Below are 8,948 nucleotides of genomic sequence, written 5' to 3'. Positions count from 1 at the left end.
CCGCGCCAGGAAGGGCCGGGGCGGGCGGCGTGTAGTCGAGTGCGCGCGCTGCCTGGTCGTAGTCCTCGCCGCTGGCGTAGCCGATGCCGACCACCGCAGGCGGCGCCTGGCCGGTGACCTTGCTGCGCCGTTCCACGGTACGGGCCATCAGCGCCAGGGCTGGAAACGACGCGTTGCCGTCCAGCGCATAGATCACCGGATGCCCGCCCGGCGGCGGCGCCGATTCCGGCACGCTGACGAAGATGCGGTAGCGCTGGCCCGTATTGGTGGAGACGATGTCGCGCTCCAGCGCCTGCGGCATGCGCGCCGTGGCCCACTGTGCCTCGGCGCGCGCGTGCGCCAGCGGCTGGATCAGCAGGGCCGCGCCCAGCAAGTAGCGCAGCGCCATCATTTCAGGTCCACCGACGCGGCCAGCTTGAACGCGCGCGCGCCGCCTTGCGTGACGAAGCCGTCGTTGAACAGGCCGGCCCAGTAGCTCTTGTCGGCCAGGTTCTCCACGCTGGCGCGCAGCTGCACCGCGTGGTCCAGCACGCGCGCGCCGTAGCGGGCGCCCAGGTCGAAGCGCGTCCAGCCGCCGATGCGCTGCGTGTTGGTGGAGTTGACGAACTGCTCGCCGGTGTAGATGGCGCGCGCGCTCAGCACCAGCGCCGGCACGGCAGGCAGGCTCCACTCGGTGCCCACGTTGGCTTTCCATTTCGGCGTGCCGAAGGCGCTCTTGCCGCTGACGGCGGGGTTGGCCGCATGCGTCATCCTGCCCTGCGTGTAGGCGGCGCCGCCCAGCAGCGTGAACTGTTTGCCCAACTGGCCGAACAGGTTCCATTCCACGCCCCGGTTGCGCTGCTCGCCGTCGTTGTCGTAGGTGTTGGCGGCCACGTTCTTGATCATGCTGGGACGCTTGATCTGGAAGGCGCTGACGGTGTTGCCGAAATCGCCGCCGTCCCACTTCACGCCCGCTTCCACCTGCTTGCTGCGGTAGGGCGCGAACACTTCGCCGAAGTTTTTCGCGGTCTGGTCGCTAACGGTGTCGCCCTGGCTCAGGCCTTCGATCGCATTGGCGTACAGGGAAATGGACGGGCCCCACGGCTTGACCACCAGGCCGACGGCGGGCGTGACGGCGTTCTTGTCATAGTTCGAGGCGGGCGCGCCGGTGTTGGCGTTGAAGGTCTTGCTCAGCACACGCTGCCGGCGGGCGCCCAGCGTCAGCAGCACCGCATCCTGGGCGAAGGACAGCGTGTCGGCCAGCGCCCAGCTGTCCAGTTTTGCCTCGCCTGTCTTGGGCACGTTCACCGGCGCCGGCGCCAGTGCGGGCGTGGCGGGATTGTAGATGTTGGACTTGTAGTCCGCGCTGATGCTGGGGTTGGCGCGGCGCGTGTCGTACTCCAGCACGGTGTAGCTGGCCACCGCCTGGTGGCGCACGGCGCCGGTGCTGAAGCGGGCGCGCAGGCCCGCCTCGGCCGAGTCGGTGTCGGTGGCGCCGGCCTGGTGGAAGGTGGTGCCCACATAGTCGCCCGCTGCGTTGCGGATCGACGCGCGCGTGCCGTTGATGTAGCCCGAGTAGCGGTAGCGCAGCTGGCCGGCTGCGGCGTAGGCGGTGACATGGTCGTTGAAATCGTAGCCGGCGCGCAGCAGCACGGCGCGGTTATCGAGCTTGCCGTAGATGCCGCGCAGCAGATTGGTGCCGGCCTTGGGCGGGGCGATCACGCCGGTGGCGGGAAAGGACGCCATCCACGCGCTGCCGTTGCGGATGTCCTCCTTGTCAGAATAGGCGTCGAGCGAGGCGGTGAGCTGTTCGCCACGGTAGTCCAGCGCCATCGAAGCCAGCTTGCGCTCCTTCTTCTGCGCGTCCACCCCGGCCTCGCCGTCGCGGTAGGCGCCGTTCACGCGCACGCCGAAACGGTTTTTCTCGCCGAAGCGCCGGCCGGCGTCCAGGTGCAGGCCGAACTGGGAATCGGAGGTGTAGTCGGTGGTCAGGCGCAACAGCGGCTTGTCGGCCGCGCGCTTGGGCAGCAGGTTGATCACGCCGCCCACCGCGCCTTGCGGCGACATGCCGCTCAGCAGCGCGCCCGGGCCTTTCAGCACTTCCACCCGTTCGATGAATTCGGTGGGCGCGTGGCCGTAGGGCGACAGGCCATACAAGCCGTTGTAGGCCAGGCCCTCGCCGTTGATTTCAAAGCCGCGGATGCTGAAGTTTTCGTAGATGTGGCCGTCGGACGTGGTGAAGCGCACCGACGGGTCGTTCAGCAGCACGGCGCCCACGGTGGACGCCTGCTGGTCCTCAATCAGCTTGGCGGTATAGCTGGTGAGGTTGAAGGGGGCGTCCATGGTGCTGGTGCTGCCCAGGATGCCGAGCTGGCCGCCGCGCGCCACCTGGCCGCCGGCGTAGCTGGCGGGCAGTTCGTCCGGCAGCAGGCCGCCGGTCACGCTCACCGCGTCCATCACCTGCTCGCCGCCGCGCAGCGCCGCTGCGGCGGCGCCGCTGCCGCCGGCCGGCTTTGCCTGCAGCACGTAGCCGGCGCTGGTTTTGCCGATGGCGTACTGGCTGTCGCGCAGCAGCGCGTTGAAGCCCGCCTCCACGCTGTAGCTGCCTTTCAGGCCGGCGCTGCGCAGGCCTTGCAGCTTGCCGGCGTCCATCGCGACGGCCACGCCGGCTTGCTGCGCAAAGCGGGTCAGGGCGTCCGCCAGCGGACCGGCTGGAATGTCGTACTGGGCGGCGGTGCTTTGCGCCATGGCGGCGCTGCCGGCGGCGGCAGCGGCGGCGCCCAGCGCAAGGTGGATGGCAAGAGTCAGGGGGGCGATGCGAAGCGTGGACATTCAGGATTCCTTTTTTCTTGGTAGTCAAATTGCATACACAGACCTTGACGCGCGAAAAATGGAAACCGGAACCCTTCGGGCAAATTATTTTGGCGGGGCGCCTGCCGGCGCATCGACCAGCACCAGGTACGGGGTGACGGTGCGCACGCGCAGCGCCGGGAAGCTGTTCAGCAGCAGGTGCAGGGCGCGGCCGGTGTCGTCCAGCGGCAGCACGGCGGAGACGTTGATGGCGGCGATCTGTTCGCGGTTGTAGCGGATCATGCCGGGCCGGTGGCGCGCCAGCTCGTCCAGCACCTCGGCCAGCGGACGGTTGCGCACCACCAGCTGGTGGTTCTTCCAGGCGTCGTCCACGCTGCCGGGATCGATGGCGGTGGCCGTGCCCACGGCACTGTGGCCGATGCGCACGCGCTGGCCGGCCGTCACCTGCTGCGCGTCGCTGTTGCCGGCGGCGATCTGGCCGGCGCTGAGCACTGCCGTCCCCGATTCCAGCATGGTCAGCTCGGTGCCGCCGCTGCCGTTCGTCCTGCGCACGGTAAAGCGCGTGCCCAGCGCGCGGATGCTGCCTTCGGCCGTGCGGACCACGAAGGGCCGGGCCGGGTCGCGCGCCACGTCCACCAGGATTTCGCCCTGCAGCAGTTCCACCGTGCGTTGGCCGGCGTCGAAATGCAGCCGCACGGCGCTGCCGCTGTTGAGCGTCACGGCGCTGCCGTCGGCCAGCGTGGTGCGGCGCCATTCTCCGGCGCCGCTGCGCAGGTCGGCCAGCAGCGCTTGCGGCCCGTAGCCCTGCATGCCCAGCCAGGCCGCGGCCAGCGCGGGGAGGGCGATGGCCAGCGCGGCGGAGATGCGGAGCACTTGCCGCACTTGCCGTGACTGGCGGGCATGGCCGCCTTGCGGGACCGGCGGGGCGTGGTCCGCCTTGGGATTCGAGGCTATGCCGTCCGCGCCTATGCCGGAGCCCGCGCCGCCGGCTGGCGCGATGGCCGCGCGCAAGGCGGCGCGCGCAGGCTGCGTGGGCAGCACGCCGAGCAAACCTTCCAGGCGCGCGGCGGCGGCGGCGTGCTGCGGGTCGGCCCGCTTCCAGGCGTCGAAACCCGCCCGCGCGCAGGCGCGGTCAACGGCGTCGTCCGCGCTCAGCGCCACGATCCAGGCGGCCGCCTGGCCGGCAACGCTGCCGCTCATGCCTGCGCCAGCTCGTCGCAGCGCAGCAGCGCCTGGACCAGGTATTTCTGCACCATGCGGGTGGACACGCCCAGCTGAGCCGCAATGGCGGCGTGCGTCATGCCATCCAGGTAGTGCAGCACAAAGGCCTCGCGCGGCTTGTCGGCCAGCCCCGCCAGCGCGGCCGCGATGCGCTCCAGCGCCTGCACCGCCTGCATGATCTCCTCGGGCGACGGGTAGCTGGGCATGTGCCCTGCCAGCAGCGCCAGTTCGGCCATATAAGCCTGGTCTATGGTCTGGCGCCGGCTGCGGTCGATCAGCAGGCGCTTGGCGGTGGTGGTCAGATAGGCGCGCGGCTCGAGCACGCCAGCCAGCGTTTTGTTGGCCGCCACGATGCGCAGAAAGGTATCCTGCGCCACGTCCGCCGCGTTCTCCGCGCAACCCAGCTTGCGGCGCAGCCAGCCGTACAGCCAGCCATGATGGGCGCTATAGAGCGCGCTCATTTCCTGCTGCAATGGCGTGGTGGCGAAGGTCATGGAGTCAAATGCAAATAAGAACTATTCTCATTCTATGCCATTTGTGACTTTGTTTGCAACCGCTGGGCGGGGGCGGGCGCGGAAGCGTTGTCATACAACTGCTATAATCAAGGCTGACCACCAATCCGCCCAGCCATGAACGACATCGCCGCCGCCACCGCCCTGCAGCCTCCCAAGAAGCGCCACCGCAACCTCGCGCAGGGCGTGGTGGAGAGCATTACCGCCAGCATCACGGGCGGGCAGCTCAAGCCGGGCGACAAATTGCCGACCGAGTCCGTCATCATGGAGATGCACGGCGTGAGCCGCACCGTGGTGCGCGAAGCGATCTCGCATCTGCAGGCCGCCGGCCTGGTGCAGACCAAGCACGGTATCGGCACCTTCGTGCTGGAGCCGCAGCCGGCTGCGCTGCGCATCTCGCCGGACACCGTGCGCACCATCGGCGACGTGCTGGCCATCCTCGAGCTGCGCATCAGCCTGGAAACCGAAGCGGCCTGGCTGGCCGCCGCCCGCCGCAGCGAGGCGCAGCTGGCCGCCATGGGCGAGGCGCTGCAGCGCATCCTGGACGGCGGCTCGGTGGAGGCGGACGTGCAGTTCCACCTGCTGATCGCGCAAGCGACCAACAACCGCTATTTCGTCGACATCCTGACCGACCTGGGCACCACCATCATCCCGCGCGCGCGCGTCAATTCGGCCCAGCTGGCGCACGACGACCCGGCCCACTACCTGGAACGCGTGAACCGCGAGCACGAGAACATCTACAACGCCATTGCGCGCCAGGACCAGGAAGGAGCGCGCGCCGCCATGCGTACGCACCTGAGCAATAGCCGCGAACGCCTGCGGCGCGCCCAGCAGGAAGTCAGCCCTGTCAATGTTTCCTAAAGGATAAAGACTAAAAAGCCACACCAAAACGCTTGCCCGACTTCGATTATAGTTGTACGATGTCATACAACAAGTCGGCGCTGTGCCGCTTTTAGTCCACACTGGAGAAGACATGCAACCTAATGACCTTAAAACCATCCTCTCGTCCGGCCTGCTGTCCTTCCCGGTCACCGACTTCGACGCACAGGGCAACTTCCGCGCCGACACCTACGCCAAGCGCCTGGAATGGCTGGCACCGTACGGCGCCAGCGCGCTGTTCGCCGCCGGCGGCACCGGCGAGTTCTTCTCGCTGACCCCGAACGAATACACCGACGTCATCAAGACCGCCGTCGACACCTGCAAAGGCAAAGTGCCTATCCTGGCCGGCGCCGGCGGCTCCACCCGCGCCGCCATTGGCTACGCGCAGGAAGCCGAGCGCCTGGGCGCGCAAGGCGTGCTGCTGCTGCCGCACTACCTGACCGAAGCGAGCCAGGACGGCCTGATGCGCCACGTGGAAGAAGTGTGCGCCTCGGTGGACTTCGGCGTAGTGGTCTACAATCGCAACGTGTGCCGCCTGAACGCCGACTCGCTGGAAAAGCTGGCCGACCGCTGCCCTAACCTGATCGGCTTCAAGGACGGTCTGGGCGACATCGAACTGATGATGCAAATCTGGCGCCGCATGGGCGACCGCTTCAGCTACCTGGGCGGCCTGCCGACCGCGGAAGTCTACGCCGCTGCCTACAAGGCGCTGGGCGTGCCGGTGTACTCGTCGGCCGTGTTCAACTTCATGCCGAAGCTGGCCATGGACTTCTACCACGCTGTTGCCAACGACGATCACGCTGCGCAGAACAAGATGCTGGACGAGTTCTTCCTGCCATACCTGGAGATCCGCAACCGCAAATCGGGCTACGCAGTCTCGATCGTCAAGGCCGGCGCCAAGATCGCAGGTTACGACGCCGGTCCGGTGCGCGCACCGCTGACCGATCTGACCGAAGAAGAATGTGCAATGCTGGAAAAACTGATGCGCGCACAGGGCGCGCAATAATCTAAGGAGTAGTTATGCAAATATCCGGTGAAATGATTATCGGCCGTAACGTGGTACGCGGCCAGGAAGGCACGGTCAAGGCGATCGACCCTTCCCGCAACGAGCAAATCGAGCCGGCCTTCGGGCTGGGTGGCGAAGCCGAGCTGCAGCAGGCTTGCGCGCTGGCCGAACAGGCGTTCGACCGTTATCGTGAAACCGGATTGGAGCAGCGCGCCCGCTTCCTGGAAACCATCGCCGACCGCATCATGGACATCGGTCCTGCGCTGATCGAACGCGCGATGCAGGAAACCGGCCTGCCGCAAGCCCGCCTGGAAGGCGAGCGCGGCCGCACCTGCAACCAGCTGCGCCTGTTCGCCAAGGTCGTGCGCGACGGCCGCTTCCTGTCCGCCACGCTGGACTCGAAGCTGCCGGAGCGCACCCCGCCGCGCTCGGACATCCGCCTGCGCAAGATTGGCCTGGGCCCGGTCGCCGTGTTCGGCGCCAGCAACTTCCCGCTGGCCTTCTCGGTGGCCGGCGGCGACACCGCCTCCGCACTGGCGGCCGGCTGCCCCGTGGTAGTCAAGGCGCACTCGGCGCACCTGGGCACCTCCGAACTGGTGGCCCGCGCCGTGCAGAAAGCGGCCATCGAATGCGACATGCCTGAAGGCGTGTTCTCGATGCTGATCGGCTCCGGCCAGAGCGTCGGCCAGAACCTGGTCGCGCACCGCGCCATCAAGGCGGTCGGCTTCACCGGTTCCCGCGCCGGCGGCACCTCGCTGATGCGCACCGCCGCGGCGCGCCACGAGCCGATTCCAGTCTATGCTGAAATGAGCAGTATCAACCCGGTGTTCCTGCTGGCAGGCGCACTGGAAAACACCAAGCTGCCGCAAGCCTTCGTCGATTCGCTCACGCTGGGCGCTGGCCAGTTCTGCACCAACCCTGGCCTGCTGATCGGCGTGGACGGTCCGTTGCTGCAAGCCTTTACCGAAGGCGTGGCCACCGCGCTGTCCGCCAAGGCGCAGCAAACCATGCTGACCCCGGGCATCCACCAGGCTTACTCGTCGGGCGTGGCCAAGCTGGCCGCGATTCCCGGCGTGAAGCTGGTCGGCCAGGGCCAGAGCGGCGCGCTGCCGTGCGGCGCGCAGGCTGCGCTGTATGAAGTGGCTGCCGAGACCTTCCTGTCGAACCCTGATCTGGAAGGCGAAATCTTCGGACCTGCCTCGCTGCTGATCCGCTGCCGCAATGAAGACGAAGTGGTGCGCGTGGCAGAACACCTGGAAGGCCAGCTGACCGCAGCCGTGCACGCCACCGCCGCCGACCTGGCCTTTGCCAAGCGCCTGCTGCCTACGCTGGAGCGCAAGGCCGGCCGCGTGCTGTTCAACGGCTTCGGCACCGGCGTGGAAGTGTCGCACGCCATGGTGCATGGCGGCCCGTTCCCGTCCACCTCGGACAGCCGCAGCACCTCCGTTGGCGCCTCCGCCATCGACCGTTTCCTGCGTCCGGTGAGCTACCAGGACGTGCCGGCCGAACTGCTGGCTGCCGAGCTGGCCGACGGCAATCCGCTGGCCATCCCGCGCGTGGAAAACGGCGACCTGGTATGGAACGCGTAAGCGATATCCAATGCAAGGTAGGTGAAAGCCCGGTCTGGGATGCGCACAGCGCGGCCTGGTACTGGGTGGACATCGTCGGCAAGCGCGTGTGGCGTCTGGACGGCGCAGGCGGCGGCAGTGGCGCGCTGCGCAGCTGGACCACCTCCGAGATGGTGGCGTGCATCGCGCCCAAGGAAAGCGGCGGGCTGATAGCGGGCATGGAAACAGGCCTGTTCAGCCTTGAGCTGGGCGAGGGCGAGCAGGCCGGGGAAACCCGGCTGGCGCGTCCCGCCACGCTGGGTGAAGGCATGCGCTGCAACGACGGCCGCACCGACCGCCAGGGGCGTTTCTGGAGCGGCACCATGTTCATGGACATGTCGGCCGCGCGCGCCATCGGCCAGTTGTACAGCTACAGCGCGGAGCAAGGCCTGTCGGCGCCGGTGGTGTCGGAGCTGGTGACGCAGAACGGCCTGGCATGGTCGCCCGACGGGCGCACCATGTACCTGTCCGACTCGCACCCGAGCAGCCGCCTGATCTGGGCGTTCGACTACGACACCGCCAGCGGCGTGCCGTCGAACCGGCGCGTGTTCGCCGATCTGAACCAGCATGTGGGCCGTCCCGACGGCGCTGCGGTGGACGCCGAAGGCGGCTACTGGACCTGTGCCAACGACGCCGGCTGCCTGCTGCGCTTCACGCCGGACGGCAAGTTCGACCGCCGGGTCGACGTCCCGTTCGCCAAGCCCTCCATGTGTGCCTTTGGTGGCGCCGACATGGAAACGCTGCTGGTCACCTCCATCCCCTCTGGCAAGCCGGAAGACGTGGAATGGGGCGGCGCGGTGGTACTGCTGCGGCCCGGAATCAAAGGCGTCGTGGAAACACGGTTCAAAGGATAAACAGAAAGCGCCGAAACATCGGCGCTTTTTTTTTCGCTTCTTGCTTCAGAGTAGCAGCCTGAGCCGCATCCCCCCCAAC

Annotated in this window: 8 protein-coding genes; 4 read left to right on the top strand and 4 right to left on the bottom strand. The window is 67.8% G+C overall.

The window, feature by feature from the left end; translation table 11 throughout:
• The 4 genes from AC6H42_RS27685 to AC6H42_RS27670 all read right to left on the bottom strand — a co-directional run.
• The coding region (locus AC6H42_RS27685; protein WP_497549422.1) for an alpha/beta hydrolase-fold protein at nt 1-391 on the bottom strand (391 nt) is incomplete at its 3' end.
• Nucleotides 388-2,811 carry a TonB-dependent siderophore receptor gene (locus AC6H42_RS27680; protein WP_497549421.1) on the bottom strand — a complete coding sequence of 808 codons (2,424 nt, stop codon included), beginning with the start codon at nt 2,809-2,811 and terminating at the stop codon, nt 388-390. The genes AC6H42_RS27685 and AC6H42_RS27680, both read right to left, overlap by 4 nt.
• A gap of 84 nt (nt 2,812-2,895) precedes the next feature.
• Nucleotides 2,896-3,990 carry a FecR family protein gene (locus AC6H42_RS27675; RefSeq protein ID WP_497549420.1) on the bottom strand — a complete coding sequence of 365 codons (1,095 nt, stop codon included), beginning with the start codon at nt 3,988-3,990 and terminating at the stop codon, nt 2,896-2,898.
• Nucleotides 3,987-4,505 (bottom strand): sigma-70 family RNA polymerase sigma factor, encoded by a 519-nt coding sequence (locus tag AC6H42_RS27670; RefSeq protein WP_057153294.1) that lies wholly within the window; start codon nt 4,503-4,505, stop codon nt 3,987-3,989. The genes AC6H42_RS27675 and AC6H42_RS27670 overlap by 4 nt, the downstream gene beginning before the upstream one ends.
• A 135-nt stretch (nt 4,506-4,640) precedes the next feature.
• On the opposite strand from AC6H42_RS27670, the gene AC6H42_RS27665 reads away from it, so the two are divergent.
• The 4 genes from AC6H42_RS27665 (at nt 4,641) to AC6H42_RS27650 (ending at nt 8,869) form a co-directional block, all read left to right on the top strand.
• On the top strand, nt 4,641-5,384 hold the full coding sequence (locus AC6H42_RS27665) for a FadR/GntR family transcriptional regulator (protein ID WP_057153295.1): 744 nt from the start codon (nt 4,641-4,643) through the stop codon (nt 5,382-5,384).
• A 112-nt stretch (nt 5,385-5,496) separates the two neighbouring features.
• The gene (kdgD, locus tag AC6H42_RS27660) at nt 5,497-6,408 is read left to right on the top strand and encodes a 5-dehydro-4-deoxyglucarate dehydratase (RefSeq protein ID WP_497549419.1); all 912 of its coding nucleotides are present in this window, start codon (nt 5,497-5,499) and stop codon (nt 6,406-6,408) included.
• 14 nt (nt 6,409-6,422) lie between these two features.
• Complete coding sequence (locus tag AC6H42_RS27655) at nt 6,423-7,997, top strand: aldehyde dehydrogenase (NADP(+)) (RefSeq protein ID WP_057153297.1); 1,575 nt, start codon at nt 6,423-6,425, stop codon at nt 7,995-7,997.
• Nucleotides 7,985-8,869, top strand: coding sequence for an SMP-30/gluconolactonase/LRE family protein (locus AC6H42_RS27650; protein WP_057153298.1), 885 nt, complete (start codon nt 7,985-7,987; stop codon nt 8,867-8,869). The genes AC6H42_RS27655 and AC6H42_RS27650 overlap by 13 nt, the downstream gene beginning before the upstream one ends.
• The last annotated feature ends 79 nt before the right edge of the window (nt 8,870-8,948 follow it).

Source organism: Massilia sp. NBRC 108631, from assembly GCF_059704565.1.
The sequence above is the reverse complement of the archived record's forward strand: the minus strand, read 5'-3'. Positions and strand labels throughout refer to the sequence as shown.